The 22376-nt window shown below is 65.1% G+C and carries 18 protein-coding genes; 12 read left to right on the top strand and 6 right to left on the bottom strand.

The window, feature by feature from the left end:
• Positions 1 to 21: 21 nt before the first annotated feature.
• A complete protein-coding gene (gene aceB / locus AB4Y63_RS18645) occupies positions 22 to 1722 on the bottom strand; it encodes a malate synthase A (protein WP_441792564.1) in 1701 nt (566 codons plus the stop codon).
• 24 nt (positions 1723 to 1746) lie between these two features.
• Entirely contained in the window at positions 1747 to 3081 is a 1335-nt protein-coding gene (gene aceA, locus AB4Y63_RS18640) for an isocitrate lyase (protein WP_441792563.1), read from the bottom strand.
• Between the two features lie 227 nt (positions 3082 to 3308).
• Between aceA and AB4Y63_RS18635 the strand changes: the two genes are divergently transcribed.
• The 7 genes from AB4Y63_RS18635 (at position 3309) to AB4Y63_RS18605 (ending at position 11199) form a co-directional block, all read left to right on the top strand.
• Positions 3309 to 4838 (top strand): helix-turn-helix domain-containing protein, encoded by a 1530-nt coding sequence (locus AB4Y63_RS18635; protein ID WP_441792562.1) that lies wholly within the window; start codon positions 3309 to 3311, stop codon positions 4836 to 4838.
• A gap of 322 nt (positions 4839 to 5160) precedes the next feature.
• Positions 5161 to 6609: an NAD(P)/FAD-dependent oxidoreductase gene (locus AB4Y63_RS18630; protein WP_441792561.1), complete on the top strand. Its 1449-nt coding sequence runs from the start codon at positions 5161 to 5163 to the stop codon at positions 6607 to 6609.
• 116 nt (positions 6610 to 6725) lie between these two features.
• Positions 6726 to 7850: an ABC transporter ATP-binding protein gene (locus AB4Y63_RS18625; protein WP_441792560.1), complete on the top strand. Its 1125-nt coding sequence runs from the start codon at positions 6726 to 6728 to the stop codon at positions 7848 to 7850.
• Between the two features lies 1 nt (position 7851).
• Positions 7852 to 9015 (top strand): polyamine ABC transporter substrate-binding protein, encoded by a 1164-nt coding sequence (locus AB4Y63_RS18620; RefSeq protein WP_441792559.1) that lies wholly within the window; start codon positions 7852 to 7854, stop codon positions 9013 to 9015.
• Positions 9015 to 9914, top strand: coding sequence for an ABC transporter permease (locus tag AB4Y63_RS18615; RefSeq protein WP_441792558.1), 900 nt, complete (start codon positions 9015 to 9017; stop codon positions 9912 to 9914). The genes AB4Y63_RS18620 and AB4Y63_RS18615 overlap by 1 nt, the downstream gene beginning before the upstream one ends.
• Positions 9911 to 10783 (top strand): ABC transporter permease, encoded by an 873-nt coding sequence (locus tag AB4Y63_RS18610; RefSeq protein WP_441792557.1) that lies wholly within the window; start codon positions 9911 to 9913, stop codon positions 10781 to 10783. The genes AB4Y63_RS18615 and AB4Y63_RS18610 overlap by 4 nt, the downstream gene beginning before the upstream one ends.
• Positions 10784 to 10842: 59 nt before the next feature.
• On the top strand, positions 10843 to 11199 hold the full coding sequence (locus AB4Y63_RS18605) for a cupin domain-containing protein (RefSeq protein WP_441792556.1): 357 nt from the start codon (positions 10843 to 10845) through the stop codon (positions 11197 to 11199).
• A gap of 25 nt (positions 11200 to 11224) precedes the next feature.
• Here the strand turns inward: AB4Y63_RS18605 and AB4Y63_RS18600 are convergent, their stop codons facing one another.
• From AB4Y63_RS18600 to AB4Y63_RS18590, 3 genes are all read right to left on the bottom strand, one after another.
• Positions 11225 to 11719, bottom strand: a complete 495-nt coding sequence (locus AB4Y63_RS18600; protein ID WP_441792555.1) for an Lrp/AsnC family transcriptional regulator — start codon at positions 11717 to 11719, stop codon at positions 11225 to 11227.
• A 28-nt stretch (positions 11720 to 11747) separates the two neighbouring features.
• On the bottom strand, positions 11748 to 13142 hold the full coding sequence (locus tag AB4Y63_RS18595) for an NAD(P)/FAD-dependent oxidoreductase (protein WP_441792554.1): 1395 nt from the start codon (positions 13140 to 13142) through the stop codon (positions 11748 to 11750).
• 73 nt (positions 13143 to 13215) lie between these two features.
• Positions 13216 to 14673, bottom strand: a complete 1458-nt coding sequence (locus tag AB4Y63_RS18590) for an aldehyde dehydrogenase family protein (RefSeq protein ID WP_441792553.1) — start codon at positions 14671 to 14673, stop codon at positions 13216 to 13218.
• A 259-nt stretch (positions 14674 to 14932) separates the two neighbouring features.
• Here AB4Y63_RS18590 and AB4Y63_RS18585 point away from each other — a divergent pair, with 259 nt between their 5' ends.
• Genes AB4Y63_RS18585 through AB4Y63_RS18570 form a run of 4 tightly spaced genes read left to right on the top strand, consistent with a single transcriptional unit; the run spans position 14933 to position 18873 of the window.
• Positions 14933 to 16027 carry a polyamine ABC transporter substrate-binding protein gene (locus AB4Y63_RS18585; RefSeq protein ID WP_441792552.1) on the top strand — a complete coding sequence of 365 codons (1095 nt, stop codon included), beginning with the start codon at positions 14933 to 14935 and terminating at the stop codon, positions 16025 to 16027.
• 20 nt (positions 16028 to 16047) lie between these two features.
• On the top strand, positions 16048 to 16965 hold the full coding sequence (locus AB4Y63_RS18580) for an ABC transporter permease (RefSeq protein ID WP_441792551.1): 918 nt from the start codon (positions 16048 to 16050) through the stop codon (positions 16963 to 16965).
• Positions 16958 to 17728, top strand: coding sequence for an ABC transporter permease (locus AB4Y63_RS18575; RefSeq protein WP_441792550.1), 771 nt, complete (start codon positions 16958 to 16960; stop codon positions 17726 to 17728). Before AB4Y63_RS18580 ends, AB4Y63_RS18575 begins: the two co-directional genes overlap by 8 nt.
• Positions 17725 to 18873 (top strand): ABC transporter ATP-binding protein, encoded by a 1149-nt coding sequence (locus tag AB4Y63_RS18570; RefSeq protein ID WP_441792549.1) that lies wholly within the window; start codon positions 17725 to 17727, stop codon positions 18871 to 18873. The genes AB4Y63_RS18575 and AB4Y63_RS18570 overlap by 4 nt, the downstream gene beginning before the upstream one ends.
• A gap of 150 nt (positions 18874 to 19023) precedes the next feature.
• Here AB4Y63_RS18570 and AB4Y63_RS18565 read toward each other — a convergent pair whose 3' ends face one another.
• Entirely contained in the window at positions 19024 to 20757 is a 1734-nt protein-coding gene (locus AB4Y63_RS18565) for a PucR family transcriptional regulator (protein WP_441792548.1), read from the bottom strand.
• Between the two features lie 134 nt (positions 20758 to 20891).
• On the opposite strand from AB4Y63_RS18565, the gene AB4Y63_RS18560 reads away from it, so the two are divergent.
• Complete coding sequence (locus AB4Y63_RS18560) at positions 20892 to 22376, top strand: CoA-acylating methylmalonate-semialdehyde dehydrogenase (RefSeq protein WP_441792547.1); 1485 nt, start codon at positions 20892 to 20894, stop codon at positions 22374 to 22376.

Genomic DNA, 22376 nt, shown 5'->3' with positions numbered 1-22376 from the left:
GATCGTGCGGAGAGGGTGCGGCTACAGGAACCGGGCGTACGCCCCCACCGTCAGAAAAGCGGGGAACTCCGGCTCCAGAGCGGATGCCCGAAACACCTCGAGCGCGTCGTCGAAGCGGTCCCCCGGCGTGCGCGACAGGCCCGCGAAGACCTCGGCGACCAGAGTCTCGATCCAGGCTTCGTCGATCCGACGCCCCTCGGCGGTGACAGAGTTGTCGTGAATCCACTGCCAGATCTGGGAGCGGGAGATCTCGGCGGTTGCCGCGTCCTCCATCAGATTGTCGATCGCCGCCGCACCGATCCCTCGGAGCCACGATTCGATGTACCGCAGGGCGATCACGACGTTGTCGCGCACACCCGTTTCGGTGATCTCGCCACCGATGCCCGCGACATCCAGCAGCTGTTCCGCGGTGACCCGCACCCAGTCACGAGTGCGCTCGAGCTGGTTCGGCCGCTCGCCGAGCACCCGGTCGAACTCGGCCTGCGCGGTCGGAATCAGGTCGGGGTGGGCCACCCAGGTGCCGTCGAAGCCGTCGATCGCCTCGCGGCGCTTGTCGGCAGCGACCTGCTCGAGGGCGCGTTCGGTGACCGCGGGGTCACGCCGGTTCGGGATGAACGCACTCATGCCGCCAATGGCATAGGCCCCACGCTGGTGGCAGGTGGCGACGAGCAGCTCGGTGTAGTCCCTCATGAACGGCACGGCCATGGTGATCTGCTTGCGGTCGGGGAAAACGAATCGCCGACCGCGGGCACGGAACGTCTTGATGATGCTGAAGATGTAGTCCCAGCGGCCCGCGTTCAAGCCGGCGCAGTGCTCGCGCAGCTCGTAGAGAATCTCCTGCATCTGGAAGGCGGCCTGGATTGTCTCGATCAGCACCGTCGCCCGAATCGTGCCGTGGGCGATTCCGACGCGCTCCTCGGCGAAGGTGAAGATCTCGTTCCAGAGTCGGGCTTCACGGTGGCTCTCGAGCTTCGGCAGGTAGAAATACGGCCCCTTGCCGGAGTCGATCAGCGCCTGTGCGTTGTGAAAGAAATACAGTCCGAAGTCGATCAGACTGCCGGATGCGGCCATCCGTCTCTTCGAACGATCAACGAACATGATGTGTTTCTCGGCCAGGTGCCAGCCACGGGGGCGCATCACGATGGTCGGGGTCGCACCCCTCGCGCCACCGGTGACCCGGTAGCTTTTGCCCTCCGGGCTGTCGAAGCTCAGCTGCCCGCGCACGGCGTCGAAGAGCGTGATCTGCCCCTCGATGACGTTCGCCCAGGTCGGGCTTGTCGCGTCTTCCTGGTCGGCCAGCCAGACCTTCGCATCGGAGTTCAGCGCGTTGATCGCCATCTTGCGGTCGGTCGGTCCGGTGATCTCGACACGGCGGTCTTCGAGGCCGGGCCCTGCGCCGGCCACACGCCAGGTGCGGTCGACACGGATGTGCTCGGTTTCGCTCAGAAAATGAGGGTCGCGACCGTTCGCGGCGTCCACTCCCGTCTGAAGCCGGGCGGCCAGCAGGTCGTGCCGGGTGCCGGCGAACCGGTCGTGCAATTCGGCCAGAAAGTCGAGCGCCGCGGGAGTGAGGATCTCGGCGTAACGCTCCCCGAACTCGCCGATCACCTCCAGGTGGGCTCCCCCGGTGGTCGAGCCTGTCGAGACCCCGCGAGCCGATCCTGTCGCGGTGGTCGTGCCTGTCGCAGCCCGGTCCAGGGTCGCGGTCGTTGCAGTATTCATGTCGTCATTCCTTCGAAAGTAGGGCTAAAACTGCTCGGCCTCGGTCGAACCGACGAGGGCGAGAGTTGCGCTGTTCGGGTTCAGCGCGGTGGCAATCCGGTCGAAGTAGCCGGTGCCGACCTCCCGCTGGTGGCGGGTTGCGGTGTAGCCGGCGCTCTCTGATGCGAACTCGGCTTCCTGCAGGTCGACATATGCACTCATCTGGCGCTCCGCGTAGTCGGCGGCAAGCGTGAACATCGAGTGGTTGAGCGAGTGGAAACCGGCCAGCGTGATGAACTGGAAGGTGTAGCCACAGGCCGCGAGTTCCCGTTGGAACGCGGCGATCTGCTCGTCGTTGAGGTGGGATTTCCAGTTGAACGACGGCGAGCAGTTGTAGGCGAGTTTCTTGCCTGGAAAGTCTTGGTGGATGCGAGCGGCGAAGCGCTGCGCCAGTTCGAGGTCGGGCTCGGAGCTTTCTACCCAGATCAGGTCGGCGTACGGAGCGTAGGCGAGTCCGCGCGCGATCACGGTGTCGATGCCGTTCGTCACCTCGTAGAAGCCTTCGGCGGTGCGTTCGCCGGTCAGGAACGGGGCGTCGCGCGGGTCGATGTCGCTCGTGAGCAGCGTCGCGGCGAGCGCATCGGTGCGGGCGATGACGATCGAGGGCACGCCCGCGACATCCGCGGCGAGGCGTGCCGCGTTGAGGGTGCGGATGTGCTGACCGGTGGGGATGAGAACTTTGCCGCCCATGTGGCCGCACTTCTTCTCGCTGGCGAGCTGGTCTTCCCAGTGCACACCGGCGGCGCCGGCCTCGATCATCGACTGCATCAGCTCGTAGGCGTTCAGCGCACCACCGAACCCGGCCTCAGCATCCGCCACGATCGGAGCCAGCCAGTCGCGAGACGTGTCGCCCTCCGACGCCTCAATCTGGTCGGCGCGCAGCAGCGCGTTGTTGATGCGGCGCACGACGGCCGGCACCGAGTTGGCCGGGTAGAGCGACTGGTCGGGGTAGGTCTGTCCCGACAGGTTGGCGTCGGCGGCGACCTGCCAGCCCGACAGGTAGATGGCCTTCAGCCCGGCGCGCACCTGCTGCACGGCCTGGTTGCCGGTGAGCGCACCGAGCGCAGAAACCCATTCGGGGTTCTCGGGGGTGCCGTTCTGGTTGACGAGCTCCCACAGCTTCTCCGCACCGCGGCGGGCCAGCGTGCGCTCCTCGCGCACCGTGCCGCGCAGTGCGATCACGTCGTCTGCGGTGTAGTCGCGACGGATGCCTTCCCAGCGCGGGTCGGCGGCCCACTCGAGTGCGAGCTCTTCCGCGGTCTGGGTCTGCTGTCCCGGTCGAGTCGATGCGGAGTTGTTCGGGTTCGGGGTCGTGCTCATCAGTGCCTCCAGGATGTGCGAGGCGGGTCTTCCTGACCCGGCCTTCTTCGTCTGTGAGGCAACTCTGCGCCGCCCGGCCAGAGCCTGGTGAAGATTGCCGGGCAGAAATAGAGCCGTTCTTCTCCCGCGCAGAAATCGTGCTGCCCGGCGGGCGTTCTGTCAGGACGAGACAGAAAGATCGCACAATTTCTGTTTGCGCGACCTGAGCCGCCATGTGAGCATGAATCATGGTCGCCGCCGATCCAGCCATTTCCGCCACTCGCTCTGAACCTTCACGCGCCCGGGCGCTCGCCCCGGAGAGTGAGGCCCAGAGTGACGCCGACGAGACCGAGCTCGATGCGCTCACTCTCGGGCGGCGCATCCGTGAACTGCGCACGCAGCGTGGGATGACCCTCGAGCAGCTCGCGACGGCCGTCGACCGTGCACCGTCGCAGGTGTCGATGATTGAGAACGGCAACCGCGAGCCGCGCCTGTCGATGCTGCGTCTGATCGCGCTGGCGCTCGGCACAACCGTCGACGATCTGCTGAAGACGGATGCGCCGTCGGAGCGGGCCGCCCTTGAAATCGCCGTCGAGAAAGCGCAACGCGGACCGGTCTTCACCGCGCTCGGCCTGCCGCGCATCCGGGTCGRCAAAAGCCAAAACGACGACGTTCTGCAGACGATCCTCACTCTGCACAATGAGATCGATCGACTGAATCGCGAGCGGGCGGCCACCCCCGAAGAAGCCAGGCGGGCGAACTCGGCGCTGCGCACCGAGATGCGTGACCACGACAACTTCTTTCCTGAACTCGAGCAGCTCGCCGCCGAACTCCTCAGCGCCGTCGGCCACACGGGCGGCCCGGTCTCGCACCAGGTCGTCGCCGACATGGCCTCCCACTTGGGCTACTCGCTGCACTACGTGAGCGACCTGCCGCACTCCACCCGGTCGGTCACCGACAAACGTAACCATCGCATCTATCTCCCCACCGAACAGTCCGCGTCCCGCGATTCGCGTTCGCCGATTCTGCAGGCATTCTCCAGCCATCTCTGCGGTCATGAGGAACCGAGAAATTATGCCGAATTTCTGCGCCAGCGGGTCGAGACTAACTACCTGACCGCCGCCATCCTGTTGCCGGAAAAGCCGGCCGTGAAGCTGCTCACCGAGGCGAAGAACCTGCGGCGCATCTCGATGGAAGACCTGCGCGACGCGTTCGCTGTCTCCTATGAGACGGCCGCGCACCGGTTCACGAACTTGGCGACGGCCCGGCTCGGCATCCCAGTGCATTTCATGAAGGTGCACGAGTCGGGCACCATCATCAAGGCCTACGAGAACGACGCCGTGCGATTCCCGAGCGATGCGCTCGGCGCGGTCGAGGGCACGACGGTGTGCCGCAGCTGGACGGCCCGCACCGTGTTCGATGTGGCCGACCGGTTCAGCCCCTGGTACCAATACACCGACACCCCGGCCGGAACCTTCTGGTGCACCTCGCGTATCGAGAAGGCGAAGGAAGGCGACTACTCGGTGAGCGTCGGCGTGCCGTTCGCGCACGTCAAGTGGTTCCGCGGCCGCGAGACCACGAACCGGGCGGTGTCGCGTTGCCCCGACGACTCGTGCTGCCGGCGTGCCCCCGACGAACTCGCCGAGCGCTGGGCCGGGGAATCGTGGCCGGCCGCCCGCACCCCGACGAGCCTGCTCGCCGCTCTGCCGACCGGAACGTTCCCCGGCGTCGACCCCACCGAGGTCTACCAATTTCTCGAGGCACACGCGCCACGCTGAGTGCGGCTCTTCCGGTCGAACCGACCGCTGGTCGAGCTTGTCGAGACCACCGCCGGCCGACCTCTAGACGCGACACACGAGCGGATCGCGCACCAGGTCTCGACAGGCTCGACCAACGAGCAGGATTGTGTCAGTGAAGTTACGATTTCGATACTTTCCCGGTACGTCCGCCACGGATTCGCACGGATTGCGCGGATTGCACAACGTTTCCCGACGTTTTGCGCAGACACGGGCTCTCCGGTGTTGGCAGAATGGGCAGAAGCCCGGAAATCGGGCTCCACCAACGGTCTCAAAGCTGAGACAGAGAGAGCGAGATTCCCCCGTGGAAAGCACAGTTTTCGAGAGGTCTCGCCCGAAGACCTCCGTCGTCGATCACGCCCTGAGCGGCTCCAAGCTCTCACCCTTCTGGCTTGACGACATCGCTCCCGCTCAGCGTTACCCCACGCTCACGGCCGACATCGACTGCGATCTCGCCGTCGTCGGCGGTGGCTACTGCGGTCTTTGGACGGCCATCAAGGCCAAGCAGCGCAACCCCTCCGCCCGCGTGGTGCTGCTTGAAGCGAAGACCGTCGGCTGGGCCGCATCCGGTCGCAACGGCGGATTCGTCGAAGCCAGCCTCACCCACGGTGAGGAGAACGGCCAGACTCGTTGGCCGAAGGAAATCGACCGCCTGAACGAGCTGGGCCTCGAGAACCTCGACGCAATCGAGCAGGCCGTGACCGACCTCGGCCTCGACTGTGACTTCGAACGCACCGGCACCCTCTCCCTCGCCGTCGAAGACCACCAGGTCGACTGGCTGAAAGAGATGGCCGCCGAGGCTGCCCAGCACGGCAACACCGACGAGGTTTACCTCGACGCTGACGCGGTGCGCAAAGAGGTCAACTCCCCCACCTACCTCGCCGCCGTCTGGAGCAAGCGCTCGTCGGCGCTGGTGCACCCCGCCAAGTTCGCCTCCGAACTCGCGCGTGCAGCCACCGAGCTCGGTGTCGAAATCTTCGAGCACTCCCCGGTCACCGACCTGGACACCTCCGGATTGACCCCTGCCCAGGGCACCGCCGTGCGCACGAGCAAGGCTCGCGTCCTGGCGAAAAAGACCGCCCTGGCGACCAACGTCTTCCCGTCGCTGCTGAAGCGCAACCGTCTCTCGACCGTTCCGGTCTACGACTACGCACTGATGACCGAGCCACTGGATGCGACGCAGCTCGCGGACATCGGCTGGACCAACCGCCAGGGCCTCAGCGACATGGCCAACCAGTTCCACTACTACCGGATGAGCGCCGACAACCGCATCCTCTTCGGCGGCTACGACGCGATCTACCACTACGGTCGCCGCGTGCGCGAAGAGTATGAAGACCGCCAGGAGACCTACGACACCCTCGGCCACCACTTCTTCACCACGTTCCCGCAGCTCGAAGGCCTGAAGTTCAGCCACCGCTGGGCCGGCGCCATCGACACATCCACCCGATTCTGCGCCTTCTTCGGCACGGCTCGCGGCGGACGCATCGCCTACGCAACCGGCTTCACCGGTCTCGGCGTCGCGGCTACGCACTTCGCCGCCGATGTGATGCTCGACAAGCTCGAAGGTAAAGAGACTGAACGCACCCGCCTGGCGATGGTGCGCGAGACCCCGCTTCCCTTCCCGCCCGAGCCCATCGCATCCATGGGCGTGCAGGTGACCCGCTGGTCGCTCAACCGTGCCGACCACAACAAGGGCAAGCGCAACGTCATCCTGAAAACCCTGGATGCCCTCGGCCTCGGCTTCGATTCCTAACCGGCGATCCCGGCGCTTCGCGCGTCTTCGTCAGAACCTCCATCCACACAGTGGGCACCGGCCTTCCGGCCGGTGCCCCCACCCCGCTTCGGCGAACTCCCAAGGAGTGATATCTAGTGAGTGACACGTCAGTCAAACCCATCGTGAACAGCGTCGTGAACGATGACACCGGGTCGGTGCACCTGCGCTCCGTCACTAAGAGCTACGGGAACGCCCCGGCTGTCGCGGGGGTTGATCTTGACGTTCAGTCCGGTGAATTCATCTCGCTGCTCGGACCTTCTGGCTGCGGCAAGACCACCCTGCTGCGTATGATCGCCGGATTCGAGCACCCCGACGCGGGCGACATCGTCGTCGCCGGCAAGTCAATGCTTGATGTCCCGCCGCACAAGCGCCCGGTCAACACCGTGTTCCAGTCCTACGCTCTGTTTCCGCACATGACCGTGGCCGAGAACGTGGCATACGGCCTGCGCCAGAAGCGGGTCCCGAAGGCGGAGATCGCCGAGCGCGTTTACGAGTCGCTCTCCCTGTCCCGCATGGAGACTTTCGCCGACCGCACCCCGCAGAAGCTCTCCGGTGGTCAGCAGCAGCGCGTCGCCCTCGCCCGCGCGCTCGTGAACCGCCCCAAGGTGCTGCTTCTCGACGAGCCGATGAGCGCACTCGACCGCAAGCTGCGCGAAGAGATGCAGATCGAGTTGAAGCTGTTGCAGCGTCAGCTCGGAATCACCTTCATCTTCGTCACGCACGACCAGCAGGAAGCGCTCTCGATGAGCGACCGCATCGTCGTGATGCAGGGCGGGGCCATCCAGCAGCTTGGAAGCACCGAGCAGGTCTACTCGGAGCCGGCCAACGCCTTCGTCGCCGGCTTCATCGGCAAGCAGAACTTCATCGACGCCGTCGTCGTCAGCCCGGGTGTGCTGCAGAGCGCCGACGCAGAATTGATCACCAGCCGGATGCCCGACGGGCTCGCCCCCGGCACCGCGGTGCGCGCCGCGGTGCGCGCCGAAGCAGTGCGCGTGACCAGTGGGCAGCCGGCCTCCGGCATCCCCGCCCTTGTGGGCACGCTCGCCGGAATCTCGTTCCTCGGTGATGTGATGCAGTACGTCGTGATCACCCCATCGGGTCAGGAGATCATCGCCCGCACGGCGCCGGCCCAGTCCGAGCCGCTCAGCACCGGCGCGCCGGTGTGGTGCGCCTGGGATCTCGCCGACCTGCGGGTCTTCGAACCCGAACCGGTGGCCTGAGTTGGCCGGCCCCGAAGGGCTGCGCGCCCTCGTTCCCGCCGCCAGTGTCGGCCGAATCAGCCGGCGTGCCGTGCTCTCCGGCTTCGTGGTGCTCGGCGCCACCGGCGCTCTGACGTCGTGCAGCCGCAGCACCGCGTTCGCCTCCTCGGCGCTGCCAGACGGCGCGGTCGAAGACCACCTCAACGTCTACAGCTGGGGCGACTACAGCGACCCGGCGAACATCGCGAAGTTCCAGAAGTCCGGAACAACGGTGCAGCTCGACAGTTTCGGCTCGAACGAAGAGTTGATCGCCAAACTCGGCGCCACCCGCGGCACCAGTGGCTACGACGTGGTGGTTCCGACCGGAAACTACATTCCGATGATGTCGGCCAACGGCCTGCTGCAGGAGCTCGACCACTCCTATCTCACGAACTTCGAGAACATCGACCCGCTCTACCGCGACCAGTCCTGGGACCCGGGAAACAAGTATTCGGTGTGCAAGAACTGGGGAACCACGGGGTATGTCTACGACAGCCGTGTGATCACCCGCGAGTTGACATCCTGGGCCGACTTCTTGGAGGTCGCCCAGAACGAGGCCAGCAAGAATCTGTCGGTGCTCGAAGACCCGTGGGAGGTGACGAGCATGTACTTCGCGGCCAACGGCATCGACCCGAACACCACGAAGAAGGCCGACCTCGATGCCGCCGAAGAATTTCTCGTGAACAAGCTTGCGCCGCACATCAAGGCCTTCAACTCGTCGGCCGTGCAAAGCGGTATGCCGGAAGAGACCTTCGTGCTGATGCAGGCTTTCAATGGAGACGTGCGGCAGGGTCTTCTCGTCAGTGACGTTCCCGAAGCGTGGAAGTTCGTCTATCCGACGCCGACTGCGAACATCTGGATGGACACCTGGGCGATTGCCATGGGCTCCCAGAACATGGATGCCGCCTATGCGTTCATCGATTTCATGCTCGAGCCGGAGGTATCATTCCGCGAACTCGACTACATCGGCTACAACACCGGAGTCACGGGCGTCGAGAAGATGGCGAGGGAGCGTGAGTTCGAGCGTCCTGATCTGGTCTTCCCCTCGGCGGAGGTCGTGCAGCGACTCACTCCCGCCGTCGTCAACGAGGCATCCGAACGCCTCGTCGCGATTATGAACCGGATGATGGCAAAGGCAGGTTCGTGATGAGACGCAAGAAATTCGATCGAGCCTCGATGCTCGGATTTCCCACCTGGGCCTTCGTGGTGTTCTTCTTCGTCATGCCGCTGCTGCTCGTGCTCTGGTACAGCTTCGGCTACAAGCCTGACTTGTTCACCGCACATGCGAACGACATCCTGTCGTTCGATCGCTATGCCGAAGCACTCGACGCCACGTTCATCGGCACGTTCTGGAACACGCTCAAGATCGGTTTCATCGGAACCGCGCTCTGTCTGATCATCGCGATTCCGTTCGCCTATTGGCTGGCCGTCAAGCTGAACCCGAAGTGGCGCCCACTCGCGCTCGCGCTCGTGCTCGTGCCGTTCTGGACCAACTTTCTCGTGCGCACCCTGGGCTGGCAGATCATTCTGTCGCCGCGCGGGTTCCTGTCGGACTTCCTGCAGAACGTCGGTCTCATCGACGGTCGCCTCGACATCCTCTATACGCAGACGGCCGTGCAACTCGGTGTCGTCTACAACTACCTGCCGCTGATGATTCTGCCGCTCTACGTGGCGATCGACCGGGCGGGCCGGCCGCTGCGCGAAGCAAGTGCCGACCTCGGCGCCAACCGAATTCGCACGCTCTTTCAGGTGACGCTGCCGCTGGCTGCCCCCGGTATCGCCGCCGGCAGCCTTCTCGTCTTCATCCCGCTGATGGGTGACTACATCACCGCCTCGGTGCTCGGTGGGGCGCAGGGCAACATGATCGGTCAGCTCGTGGCGAGCCAGTTCAACACCGCGCAAAACTGGGCACTCGGCTCGGCCATGGCCGTGCTGTTGATGCTCTTCATCGGTGCGGCGGTGGGCGTCTGCGCCCTCGTGGCATTTGTCATCGGTCACTTCGTGCGGCGCTCACGCCGCGTCGTGTTCTCAGGAGGTGCGGCATGAGTCAGGCAGTAACCCAGCACCGCAAACGCCGCGACCCGGTGCACATCGCACTCGCAGTGTGGGGCGTGCTCGTCTTCATCTTCCTGTTCCTGCCGATCATCGTGATGATCGCCTACTCCTTCAACACGGGCCGCCTGCTCGCGTCGTGGGAAGGCTTCGGCTTCGACTCCTACCTGTCGGCGATCGACAACCCGATCATTCGCGGCTCGGTGATGACCTCCATCGGCGCGGCGGTCGGCGCGGCGATCGTGTCGACGTTTCTCGGCACCCTCGGCGGCATCGCTCTGGCCCGCTCGCGCGTCGGGTCGCTCAGCGTGCTGCTGGCGACCGGACTGCTCGGCATCACCCTGTTCACGCCTGAAATCGTTGACGCCGTGTCGATGCTTCCCTGGTTCGTGAGCCTCGGCACCGACGCCGGCATCGCTCCACTCAACAACGGTATGGTGCGTCTCGTGATCGCCCACGCCGTCTTGTCGGTGGCGGTTGTCACGTTCATCGTGCGGGCACGCATGCAGGGCCTGGATGCCTCGCTCGAGGAGGCGGCAGCCGACCTGTATGCGACGCCGTACCGCCGGTTCACTCAGATCACGCTGCCCGTCGCCGCCCCGGCGATCTGGGCCGGTGCATTGATGTCATTCACGCTGAGCCTCGACAACACGATCATTTCCAGCTTCATCCAGGTGCCCGGCTCCACCCCGTGGCCGGTCTACATCTTCAGCGCGCTGCGGGTCGGGCTCCGGCCCGAGATCGCCGCCGTCTCGACGGTGATGTTCCTGCTGACCCTCTTCGCGCTCTTCGTGGTTGCCATGGTGCTGCGCCGCAGTGACCAGTCGCCCGAAGAGATCGCCAAGACGCTGGCCGCCGCCTAGTTTTTGCTCATCGCTGCAACCGCAGCGTTGCTTCGTCGCCCTTCGAGAAACGGATGCCCATGCTTGACACCACCGCGAACTTCGACAACACCCTGAAAATTGCCGCGACCGAACTCGGCATCGAACTCGAAGCCGTGTCGGCTGAGCAGCGTTTGGCCGGCCAGCCGCACACCGGCTCCGCCACGCTCGGCGAGTTCAATGGCAGCGAGATCGGCGTCTGGGAGATGACCCCCGGTGCCATGAGCGACGTCGAAGCCGACGAGATCTTCATCGTGCTCTTCGGCGCCGGAACCGTCGAATTCGAAGAGACCGGCGAAACCGTGCTGCTCGGGGCCGGCGACGTGATGCGCCTGCGCGAGGGCCAGCGCACGGTCTGGACCGTCACGCAGACGCTGCGCAAGGTCTACTTCGCCTGAGCGCTGCTCGACCGCCGGCTCTGTGTTAGACGACGTCGGCCTCGACCGGGCCCGGCACGTTGCCGACCCCCCAGCCGTAGGCCAGCTTATGCGCCTCGAGAACGAAGAACGATTCGGTCGAGACCACACCGTCGATCTCATGCATCCGGTCGTTGACCACGTTCGTGAAGTGCTCGATGTCGCGGCAGATCACCTCGGCCATCACGTCGAACTGGCCGGTCGTCAAGATCACGTAGCTCGTCTCCGGCAGGAGAGCGAGCGCGCTGCACACCGCACGTGCCTTGCCCGGCGCCGTGCGGATACCGATCATCGCCAGTCGGTCGAAGCCGATCGCCAACGGGTTGGCAATGCCGACGACCTGCAGGATGCCGAGTTCCTCGAGCCTCCTCGTGCGGTAGCGCACCGAGGAGGCCGGGATGCCGAGGTCCTCGGCGATCTGCGTGAATGCCCGTCGACCATCAGACTGCAACGCAGTGATGATCTGGCGGTCGATGTCATCCATGGTCGGTGCGGGGCTCATGCTTCCCACGTTAGCGCCGTGGATGGGCTTATGAATCAAAGCCCAGTCCCAGGGCGTCCATCAGACGCAGCCACAGGTTTCGACGCCCGGTCTCGTCTTGCTTGGCCATCGCCCACCGAGTGAGCTGAACGCCGATGTAGCGAACGGGCTCGGGTGGGAACGGCACCGGACGACGCCGGATCATGCTCAGACGGGTGCGCTCGGTACTCCGACCGGCCAGCAAGTCGAGCATCACCCGGCCACCGAAGCGGGTCGCGGTCACCCCGAGCCCGGTGAAACCGAGGGCATAGGCGATGCGACCTCCGGCCGCGGTGCCGGTGGTCAGGCAGAACCGGGTCGACGAGTCGACGATGCCTCCCCATTTGTGCGTGAAGGTGACGCCGGCCAGCTGCGGGTAGGTCTCGTAGAACTGGGCGGCGAGCTTGTCGAAGGTTTCGGGGCGCTGGGTGAGGTCTTCGCCCCGCGCCGAGGCGTAGTGGTAGATCGCGTCGTACCCGCCCCAGAGAATGCGGCCATCCTCGGTTTTGCGGTAGTAGTGAAACTGGTTTCCGGCGTCGGTGAGACCGTAGTCCGCGGTCCAGCCGATGCTCGCGAACTGCTCGTCGGTCAGCGGTTCGGTGACGATGGCGTAGTCGTAGACCGGGATCGTGACCAGGGAGAGACGACGCAGCAGCGGCTGGAAGGCATTGGTCGCGAGGGCGACGCGAGGCGCGCGCACGGCCCCCGACGCGGTACCTGCGACGACCTGCACCTTGTCGGTGGTGTCAAGACGGGTGACCGCGGAGTCTTCGTAGATCTGCACTCCCAGCTCAAGGCACACCCGGCGAAGGCCGACAACGAGCTTGTACGGGTCGACGAGACCGTAGTTCACGGAGTGCATGCCTGCCACATAGGCGGTGGAGGTGGTCCACTTGCCGATCTCGGACTGCGGGATGAATGTGGCCGGGTCACCGTGCACGGTGGCGGCTTCGGCAGCGTGCTTCAGCCCCTCTGCCTCCCACGCCGTGCGGGCAAAGGCGACCTTTCCGGTGAGCCGAAAGTCGGCGTCGATGTTGTACTTGGCGATCGTCTCTTCGATCTCGCGCAGGTTGTCGAGGCCCAGGCGCACCAGGGTGTCGATCTCCTTCGGCCAGCGCTCGAGACCGTTCGACAAGCCGTGGGTCAGGCTCGGCGAACAGAAACCGCCGTTGCGGCCGCTCGCCGCGTGGCCAAGGCTTTCGGCTTCGAGAATCACAACGCGCGCTTCGGGGTTCTCTTCTTTGGCCAGGATGGCCGTCCAGAGTCCGGTGTAGCCGCCTCCTACGATGAGGAGGTCGGCCTCGATCTCGCCGCTGAGCCGTGGCTGGCGCGTCGGCGCCGGGGCGCTGTCCATCCAGATTGGGAGCGGTCGAGCCTGTTCGAGGCCCAGTGATGTGGCGGCCATAATTCACTTTCTTGTTGCGTGAGAAGACAGCGCGGGCTCCGCGTGCACCGGCACGTGGAGCCCGCGCGTGGTGCTAGTTGTTCAGGTGGATAACGCCGGTGCGCAGATCGCTCATGTCGATCAGAGTGTGCTTGCCGCCGATGCGACCCCATCCGGTGTTCTTGCCGCCGGCGCCGCCGAACGGCATGTTGACGTCCCAGAAGCCGTTGCTGTCGTTCACGACGACCTGGCCGGTCTCGATCTCCTCGATGAAGCGGTAGGCCTTAGAGATGTCGTTCGTGAAGACGGCCGACTGCAGACCGAGCGCGTCGGCGTTGGCGATGCGCAGCAGGTCGTCGTCTGACTTCCCGGTAATCACCGGGACGACCGGGCCGAACGACTCTTCGACGCTGAGCAGGCTGTCTTCGGAGACACCGTCGACGATCGTGAACTCGTAGTAGAGGTTCGTCTGGAAGCCGGCACGACGGCCGCCACCGGCGAGGATGTCGAAGCCACGAGTGCGGGCGTCCGCCATGTGACGGTCCATCTTCGCCGCGACGCCCTCGTTGTTGAGCGGGCCGAGGTTGACGGCCGGGTCGAACGGGTTGCCGAGGGTGACGCCCGGGACCGTCTTCAGCAGTTCCTCGATGAAGGCGTCGTGCACGTTCTCGTGCACGAGCACACGCTCGGTCGCGCAGCAAACCTGACCGGCACAGAAGTACGCACCGTCGGCGGCGGCCTGCGCGGCACGCTTGAGGTCGGCGTCTTCGAGAACGATGACGGGTCCGTTGCCGGACAGCTCCATGATCGAGCGCTTGAGGCCCGAGATCGCGTTGATGCGCTCACCGGTTGCCGATGAACCGATGAAGCCGATGGCGTCGATGCCCGGGTGCGACACGAGCTTCGAACCGAAGTCGCCCTCGCCAGGGAGCACGTTGACGAGCCCCTTCGGGACGCCGGCCGCGTCGAACGCCTCGAGGGCGGCGAGCACCGTCAACGAGGTGTGGGTCGGGGGCTTCAGAACGTGAGCGTTTCCGGTGGCAAGGCCGGGCGCCACGAACTCGGCCATCATGAGCAGCGGAAAGTTCCAGGGGGTGATGATCGCCCAGGTACCAACCGGCTTGTAGAAGCTGAACATGCGCTTGTGGGTGTCGTTCGAGGGGAACGTCTCACCGTGCAGACGCACGGCGTCTTCGGCGTGCAGGTGGAACAGCTGCGCGGCTTCCTTGATATCGGCGATCGACTCGGCGAGGGGCTTGCCCTGCTCCAGAGTCTGCAGGCGAGCGAGTTCGTCGACGCGCTTCAGCAGCTCGTCTCCGATGCGGTGGCACACCGCGGCGCGCTGCCAGACCCCGACCTGACGCCATTCGCGTTGTGCGGCGCGGGCCGCCGTGACGGCGCGATCCAGATCGGCAGAGCTGGGCACGGGGAGCGTCGCGATGCGTTCTCCGGTGACGGGGCTGATCACATCCACTGACGTGCCAGACGTGCCATCGGTGAACTGGCCGTCGATGTAGAGCTGCTGCCTCGGTGGAATGGGCGTTGAATTCACGAGCTACCTCTCTGTCAAAGCGAAGCTCCGTTGCCTCGCGATCGGCCGACACGCTGTTGTGCCGTCTGCCGGATTCTCACACTAATGACTCCACACCCAATGTCAACAAGAATACGCAATCAAATGATGAAAGATTTGCGCAATGCGCAAAAGAAGTCGAAAAACTTGTTGATATGTCGGCGTGGCGTGGCCATACTTACTCACACACAAGCAGGCACGTCCACTGAGGGACTTTGCGTCCCCAATCACAGGAGGCACCATGCGGTACAAAGCAGTTCCGCTCCTTGCAACTCTGGCTGTTGCGACTCTCGCCCTCACCTCATGCGCGAGCGGCGCATCGAGTGAGCAGACCCTCGATCCGAAAGCTGACATCACCAAGCAGAAGCTTGTCGTCAGCATCTGGGCCGACTACTACCCCGAAGACCTGGCCGAGACCTTCGAGAAGGCGACCGGCGTTCCCGTCACGATCGTGAACCACGCGACGAATGAAGACGTGATGGGCAAGCTGACGACCGGAGCGGATTCCGGCATCGACGTGGCCTTCGTGTCCGGTCAGTATGCGCAGGCCCTCAACGAGGCGGGACTGCTCGAGCCGATCGACAAGACCCTGGTCCCGAACGAGAAGAACCTCTACCCCGAGGCGACGGAGCTCGCCTACGACAAGGGCAACAAGTATTCAGAGCCGTATGCCTGGGGAACCACTGGCCTCTGCTACCGCTCTGACCTCGTGCCGGCCGAACCGACATCCTGGAACGACCTTCTGAAACCGGCACCCGAGCTCGTCGGCAAGACCACCATGCTCTCGACGGAGCGGTGGATGGCCCTGCCCGCACTCAAGGCAAACGGCAAGTCGGTCAACTCCACCGAACCCGCCGATCTCGCCGAGGCGAAGACGCAGCTGATGGAGACAAAGGACACCCTCCTCGCCTTCGACGACACGACCTTCTACACGAAGCTCGTCTCCGGCGAAGCAGCTATGACAGAGGCGTGGGACGGCTGGTGCAACTACGGCATCACCGACGACCCCAACATCAAGTTCGTCGTTCCCTCTGAAGGCAGCGACCTCTGGACAGACACGATGACGGTGCTGAAGACGTCGAAGAACAAGGAAGCGGCAATGGCTTTCGTCAACTACATCATGGAGCCGGAGGTGCAGGCCTGGGTGGCCGAGAACATCCTCTACAAGGTTCCGAACGAAGCGGCGATGAAGTTGGTTGACCCCGCTGTGATCGCGGCCTACCCGAACCTGGCGATGACCCCGGCCGAACTCACGAAGCAGGAAGTCATCGTGGACCTCGGCGAGTTCAGCCCGCAGTACACGAAGCTCGCCACCGAAGTCATGGCCGCCGGCTAGAGAATTCAGGCATTCGAATCGTGACTTCGACCACTCCAACCTCCCCCGGCGTCGTTCCTCGCAGAACGCGCCGGGGGTGGGCGGCGCTGCCGTTCCTGGCCCCGGGAACGCTCATGCTCGTCCTCTTCGTTCTCGTTCCCCTCCTCCTGATCCTGGGCTATTCGTTCTTCAAGCGGGGTCGCTTCGGCGGCGTCCTGTTCACCTTCAGCTTCGACAACTTCGTTCGCCTCGCCGATCCGCTCTACCTGAACGTGATCGCGACATCCGTCGGCATCGCCACGGTCGTGACCGTTCTCGCCCTTCTGATCGGCTATCCGACCGCACTCGCGATCGTGCGGCTTCCGGACAAATGGCGCACCATCGCGCTGGTCGCAGTGCTCCTGCCGTTCTGGACAAACTTCTTGATCCGCACCTACGCCTGGATCCTGTTGCTCAACAACGCAGGCTGGATCAATCAAGGCCTGGAGGCGATCGGACTCATCGATGAGCCGATCAAGATGCTCTACACACAGCCGGCGGTTGTCGTCGGGCTGCTCTACATGTATCTCCCCTTGATGATCCTTCCGCTCTACGCGTCACTCGCCTCCCAGGATGCGCAGCTGACCGAGGCCGCCACCAATCTCGGGTCCGGCCCGTGGAGGGTGTTTCGTACCGTGACGCTGCCACTGTCGATTCCGGGTGCATTGACCGGATGCGTGTTCGTGTTCGTGCCGGCGATGAGCAACTTCGTGATTCCCGAATTGCTCGGCGGCGGCAAGACCGTCTTGGTGGGCAACCTGGTTCGCGACCAGTTCTTGAAGGCCAGGGACTGGCCGTTCGGAGCGGCGCTCGCACTGGTGCTGACGATCCTACTCATCGCCTTGCTCGTTGCCCAGCAGAGCGCCTCGCGGCGATTGACCGAAGGATCCCGCACAAAGAAGGTGGCTACCCGTGCGTAACTCCCGACTGATGAAGGTGCCGTTGTGGCTGACCTACGCCTTCCTCTACCTGCCGATCCTCGTGGTCGTCATCATGTCGTTCAACTCGTCGAAGAATCTCTTCGTCTGGCGGGGATTCTCGCTCGAATGGTATCCGGCGGTCTTCGCCGACGAGGCGGTGATGGTGGGGCTTCGCAATACCCTCATCGTTGCGACGTCGGTGACCCTGCTCGCGACGGTGCTGGGCACGCTGCTGGCGGTAGGCATCCACCGCTACACCCGTGGCGGGCTGGTTCGGGCCTTCGCCATCGCGCCGGCACTCCTCCCGGATCTACTTCTCGCGATCGGGCTGCTCAGCCTCTTCTCGCTGCTGTCGATCACCCTGGGGTTGCACACCGTCATCATCGCCCACACGACGTTCGCGATGGCGTTTGTCACGGCCATCGTGTTGGCCCGGTTGGCCAACCTCGACCCGAGCTTGGAGGAAGCCTCGCGTGACCTCGGTGCCAGCGCCGTGCGCACGTTTCTGCGTGTCACGCTCCCGCAGCTCGCACCGGCGATGGTTGCCGGCGCACTCCTGTCTTTCACCCTGTCGCTCGATGAATTCGTGATCGCATTCTTCACGACGGCGCCGACCACGCCGACTCTGCCGATCGCGATCTACTCGATGGTGCGATTCGGGGTCACCCCCGAGATCAACGCTCTCGCCACCATGCTCCTTTTCGTCAGCGTGTTCGCCGTGATCGGCGCGCAACGCTTCGCCAAAGTAACGGACGCCCTATGACCACCGCACACGTGACAACCGATTCCGCCGCTCCCCTGCTCGATATCCGCGGAGTGCGTCATTCCTATGGGGATGTCGTCGCGCTGAACAACGTGAATCTCGCGATCGCCGACAATGAGTTCTTCGCTCTGCTTGGGCCATCCGGGTGCGGAAAGACCACCCTGTTGCGCTCGATCGCCGGGTTCGAGACGCCGAGTGAGGGAAGTATCCTGCTCGATGGCACAGACCTGATCGCTCAGCCGGCGCACAAACGACCGGTGAACATGATGTTCCAGTCGTATGCGCTCTTTCCGCACATGAGCGTGGAGAAGAACGTGGCGTACGGGCTCGAGGCCGAGGGGGTCGATCGTGTGGAGATCCGGCGACGCGTCGGCGAGACGCTGGACGTCGTGGGACTGCAGGAATTCGCGAAGCGACGTCCTGCCAAGCTCTCGGGCGGCCAGCGGCAGCGCGTGGCGTTGGCTCGCGCCATCATCAAACGCCCCCGGCTGCTGTTGCTCGACGAACCGCTCTCCGCGCTCGACCGCAAGGTGCGTGCTGAGATGCAGCAGGAACTCAAGCGGATGCAGCACGAAGTGGGGATGACCTTCGTCGTCGTGACCCATGACCAAGAGGAGGCCATGTCGATGGCAGACCGGGTCGCGATCTTGAATCGCGGCGCCGTCGAGCAACTCGACACCCCGGTCGGACTCTACTCACGACCGTCAAGCCGATTCGTCGCCAGCTTCATCGGTACGGCGAACCTCTTCGATGGGGTGGCGCTCGAGAATGCCGTTGAGATTGCGGGCCTGGGAGTCTTTCCGGTCGCGCATTCGCTTCCGACACGCAGCAACGCCACGCTCGTGGTGCGCCCCGAAGATGTGCGTCTAGCGCCTCTCGGCGAAGCGGGCAGGCCGACGGGGCCGGCGCTCGTCGGAACCGTGGTCGACACCTTCTTTCTCGGCGGATCCTCGACCGTCTCGGTCGAGGTGCCAGGGGTCGCCCGGCCGATCAGCTGCACGGTGCATGCCGCGACCGTCGCGAGCCGCGGCGACCGGGTCAGCGTGAGCTTCGATCTGCCGCGCGCCGTCGCGGTGGCGAACCCATCGTCGGAACAGGTGCCGGATCCGTCGACCACGTCGGCCGCGTCGCCGGCGCTCGTCTAGCGTCGTACGGGGTCTCGACAGGCTCGACCACCGGACCGGTGATCGAGCCTGTCGAGATCACGCGAGCCAATCTCTGAACGCTGGTTACGTCTGAGGAACGGCCGGCGGGGTCTCGACAAGCTCGACCACCGGATCGGCTCGACCGCCGAATCAGCGCGCCGAGCCCCTGGCGAGCAAGGCCGTGTGCAGGGCGCTCACGGTTTCGCCGTCATCGAGGTCCACGTCGAGCAGGTCTTCGATCAGCGCGATGCGCTGGTAGAAGACCGAGCGGGAGAGGTGGCTGGCCGTCGCGGCCTTCGTGCGGTTGCCCGGATGCGCCGCGAAAGCGGTCAGCACGGCCAGCAGGCCACTGCCGAACTCAAGATCGTGATCGATCAGCGGGCGCAGCATCTGTTCACTGTGCGCTTGCAATCGCGGATCACTGCCGAGCGCGGTGACGAGCCGGAGCAGCGGTCGATTCTCGACCCGGTGCACCGCGACTCCACGGCGGGGCAGGGCGGAATTGCGCCGCAGCAGCTCCGCGGCCTCTTCGAGTGAGGCGAGCAGACTTGCCGCGTCGTGCGCCTCACCACCGACCGCGATGGCGATGTCGGTGACCGACGGACGCAGCGCCTGGGCGACATCCTTGGCGAAGGCCGACGCGGCGGCATCCGGAAACCGTGCCTCGGCCGGAAGTGACAGCGCCACCATCAGCTGGGCCGACCTGCCGTTCGGGTTCGAACTGGGGTAGGCGGCGGCGATGGCGTCGGCGCCACTGGCCTCGGCCGCGGCGAGCGCTGCGGCCACGGCGGCGCCGTCGGGGGTGACGGCCAGAACCAAGCCGAGCAGCATCCGATCGCGCACGCGCAGTCCGGCCGCCTCCAGCCGGAGGGTCACCCCGAGCTCGGAGACGTAACGTCCGCCGAGCAAGCCGACGAGCAGCTGTTCGTGGCCGCGCCTGGTCCATTCATCGGCATCACGGTCGGCCAACCGGCCGAGCGCCAGGGCCACGGCGGCCTGCTCCATAACCTGCAGCCGACCGGCCGGATGCGGCTCGCCCGGTAGGGCGACCAGGTAGCCCCAGCGCACCCCGCGCGCCTCGACGGGAACAATGTCCCAGCCGGCCGAGGTGCGGGCGCCCGACGAACCGACCTGGCCCGATCGCTCAACCGCGGTCAGCTCACCGCTCGCGCTGCGGCCCGCCGCGCGCGCCGCAACCTCACGCCGCGCGGCCCGGGAACGCTGCTCCCACTGGGCGAGCAGCTCATCGCCGGCCGCCAGGGTCTCCACGGCGACAACCTGGTGATTGATGTTTTCGAGCACGACCGGGGCATTCAGCACCCGGCCGAGCTGGGAGACGATGTAGTCGGCGGGACTGCCGCGCAGGCTCAGCCCGATGAACAGGTCGTGCAGGGCATCGCGCGCCCGCAGCGCCTCGGTCTGGTCGGTGATGATGCGGCTGTGCACTGCCTCGGTGACAGCGACGAACTTGATCACCTTGTGCAGGACGATCAGTGGGAAGCCGAGCCGAGTGCAGGCATCCTGCACCGCGCGCGGAGCCCGCTCGAGCCCGTGGGTCAGCTCCAGAACCAGACCGGCGGCGCCGACCTGAACGAGGTCCTCGACGTATTGGGTGAGCAGGGCGTCGTCAGCCGACCAGCCGGCACCCGTCGAGAGCAGCAACTCCCCACCGTCGAGCAGTGTGGCGACTCCCAGACTGTCGCTGACGTGCACCCAGCGCACCCGCACACCGAGCGATTCCTCGCCGGCCAGAACCTCGGGAAGGGCCGCGGAAAGCACGGGCAGACGAAGAATGTCGCGCACGGTCGGCAGACCGACCCTCTGGGCGCTCGAGGCGTCCGGACGATCTGTTTGATCGCGGCCGAATACGGGACGGTCTGGCATCGATTCCACCTCAGTCAGTCTGCAAGCATTGCAGAATAAGGATACGCGCCCAATCGGGCAGAGTGTCCGGCAGCCGGCTCCGCCTTGCGCAATTCATGCGGCGGGCAGACGCAATCCAGATCAGAGGAGACCCCATGGCACTTGTGCGCCATTTCATCAACGGCCAGGAGGTCGGCGAGCCGACCCGCACCGGCGTCATTTACAACCCGGCAACCGGCGAGGCCCAGCATGATCTGGTGCTCGGTTCGGTCGCCGATGTCGAGTCCGCCATCGCCGCTGCCAAGGCAGCCTTGCCGGCGTGGCGCCGCACCAGCCTGGTCAAGCGCTCCGACGTCTTCTTCCGTCTGCGTCACCTGCTCAAGGAGCGCACCCCTGAGCTCGCCGCCATCGTCACGAGCGAGCACGGCAAGGTTCTCTCCGACGCCGCGGGCGAGATCTCGCGCGGCCTCGAGAACGTGGAATTCGCATCCGGCCTCACCCACCTGCTGAAGGGCGAGCACTCCGAGCAGGTCTCCACCGGTGTCGACGTGCACTCGGTCAAGCAGCCCGTCGGCGTCGTCGCCTGCATCACCCCGTTCAACTTCCCGGTCATGGTTCCGCTGTGGATGATCGCCTCAGCCATCGCCTGTGGCAACACCGTTGTGCTGAAGCCCAGCGAGAAGGACCCGTCCGCCGCGCTCTTCCTCGCCAAGCTGTTCCAGGAGGCCGGCCTGCCCGACGGCGTGCTCAACGTCGTTCACGGTGACAAGCTCGCCGTCGACACCATCCTCGACTCCCCCGATGTCGCGGCCATCAGCTTCGTCGGCTCCACCCCGATCGCCAAGTCGATCTACAAGCGTGCAGCCGAGAACGGCAAGCGCGTTCAGGCTCTCGGTGGCGCCAAGAACCACATGGTCGTCATGCCGGATGCCGACATCCCGGGCGCCGCGGACGCCGCGATCTCCGCCGCGTACGGCTCGGCCGGCGAGCGCTGCATGGCCGTCAGCGTTCTCGTCGCCGTCGGCGACGTGGCCGACGAGCTCGTCGAAGCCGTGCGCTCGCGCATGGGCGGCCTCGTCATCGGCGACGGCACCGACTCCGCCAGCGAGATGGGCCCGCTGATCACCCGCGAGCACCGCGACAAGGTTGCCTCCTACGTGACCAACGCTCCTGCCGAGGGCGCAACCGTCGTCGTCGACGGCACCAAGCAGCAGTTCGACAACGACGGCTTCTTCGTCGGCGTCAGCCTGATCGACAACGTCACCACCGACATGAAGGTCTACCAGGACGAGATCTTCGGACCGGTTCTGGCCGTGGTCCGCGTCGAGAACTACGACGAGGCCGTCGCGCTGATCAACTCGAACCAGTTCGGCAACGGCGTGGCCATCTTCACCCGTGACGGTGCCACCGCTCGCCAGTTCGAGTTCGACATCGAGGTCGGCATGGTCGGCATCAACGTGCCGATCCCCGTACCGGCCGGCGTGTACTCCTTCGGTGGCTGGAAGGACTCGCTGTTCGGCGACGCCCACATCTACGGCCCCGACAGCGTGAAGTTCTACACCCGCAACAAGGTCATCACCACCCGCTGGCCGAAGCCGTCCGAGTCGCAGATCAACCTCGGCTTCCCGAGCAACCACTAA

Source organism: Leifsonia sp. YAF41 (assembly GCF_052113185.1).
Lineage (GTDB): Bacteria > Actinomycetota > Actinomycetes > Actinomycetales > Microbacteriaceae > Cryobacterium.
The sequence above is the reverse complement of the archived record's forward strand: the minus strand, read 5'-3'. Positions and strand labels throughout refer to the sequence as shown.